Origin of the sequence: Paenibacillus naphthalenovorans, from assembly GCF_900099895.1 — a bacterium.
GTDB classification, from domain to species: Bacteria; Bacillota; Bacilli; order Paenibacillales; family NBRC-103111; genus Paenibacillus_G; species Paenibacillus_G naphthalenovorans.
This window is the reverse complement of the sequence record NZ_FNDY01000085.1, coordinates 1-1,630: the sequence shown is the minus strand read 5'-3', so window position 1 is coordinate 1,630 and position 1,630 is coordinate 1. Positions and strand designations below refer to the sequence as shown.

The following is a 1,630-nucleotide window of genomic DNA, read 5'->3' as shown; positions in this document are numbered from 1 at the left end:
TTAGTTGCTCCTGAAAAAGTCGATTTTCAAAAATAGTTTCGGGTTGCTGGCTGGGTTGTGAGGGGGAACTTTCCCTAATGATCGGTTTCCATGTTAGTTTTGGAGCATTTTTGCCGCTCTTTGCAGGTTGTGGGTCAGAATCCCGAAGCCGACCCAGCATTTTGAGCCGACAAAGCCCCGATACCTGCTGCGGTTCAAACCGTACTTCCGCTTGAGAAGACTAATCTTCGCTTCTCCAGCTGCACGGTAACGCTGCAAGTCTTTGAACCATAATTCGTTTTCGTACTCGGATCGGGCAATGCCTTTTTTGCCCTTTCGCGGCAAGCTAGCTCGCTTCACACCAAGTTCGGTAATGGCCGTTTCGTTCTTCTTGCTTGAGAAACCGCGGTCGGTCGCTACAGCTTGCGGCGCTTTGCCGAATTGCTTGATATGCGCCTGTACAGCGGGAACGAGCAGTTCATCATCCGAGGGGTTCCCCTCGTAGACAGCGTAGCCGGTCACAAAGCCGCTTTCCGTCTCGTCGATTCGCACCTTGTAGCCGAACTCAGTTCCTTTGGCCAGCTTACCTTTCTTAATCGGTCTTGCTTCCGGGTCAAAGAAACTGACGATCCGATCTGCGATGATTCGATTGCCGGAAACGACCTGTTTGGCTTGTTCCAACAACTTGCCGGTTAGCGTGACCGCCTCGGTCAGTTTGGTTTTACTTTGTCGAAGAGCAGCTTTGCCCTTGTCTTGCAGTTTCTCGATAACGGTTTGCGCCTTGTTCACAACGTTCTCGGCTACTTCGATTACGCTCCCAGTGATCCGGTCAACTTCTTCCCAAGATTCACGGGTGCGGCGACGTAGAACTTTCGCGATGGACAGAATCTTTTCCTTGATTTCTGCCGTACGATCTTCAAAGCCTTGAACAGTGTGGGAGGCGACTTTCCGGATTTTCTGAATCGTTCGAGTGATGACTTTTACGCCATCTTGCAACAGCGTAGCGTCTGTCGGGTGATGGATATCGGATTCCACAACCGTCGTATCCGTGCGCAATTTGCGGGTTTTCAGAACGGCTTTTTCCTCACACTGCTTTACGAGTGCGGCATTGATGTCTTCGACGATCTTGTCGCCGTAGCGTTTGCGGGCATAGATGAGCGTAGACGGGTCGGGCATCGGTTCGTCGATGGCAAACCGGCAGAACATTCGCCATGTGATGCTGTCACCGACTTCCTTCACGAGTGACTCGTAGCCCAAATTGTATTTATGCTTCAGGACCATAAGACGGATGTACTTTTCAATTGCAAGCGTAGGACGGCCGCTTTTCTTGCCTTTCGGGTGCAACTCAGTAAACGGTTGAAGAAAACGGTCGTCGTCCAGTAATTGATCTATGATTGCAAGCTCGACCGGCAACTTTCTAACAGATTCCGGGAGAATGGCATCCCAGATGGTCAATTGCTCGTCTCGAAGTTTCAACATTTTCTTCACCTCTTGGAAGGATTCCCGAGGGCTTCTGTTGAACTCCTATAGCAAAGGAATTCTTCCCTCGGGGTGTGGAACTTTGTTATCTCGACAATAACAATTTCCATTTTGAGGTGCTGAATTCCTTTTAATTATGCTCAAAACACCCTGACTTTTTCAGGGGAAACTA

The 1,630-nt window shown here is 49.7% G+C and carries 1 protein-coding gene; it reads right to left on the bottom strand.

The features are described from left to right. Window positions 1-93 precede the first annotated feature (93 nt). On the bottom strand, window positions 94-1,458 hold the full coding sequence (locus BLT35_RS26045) for an ISNCY family transposase (protein ID WP_074730239.1): 1,365 nt from the start codon (window positions 1,456-1,458) through the stop codon (window positions 94-96). Between the last annotated feature and the right edge of the window lie 172 nt (window positions 1,459-1,630).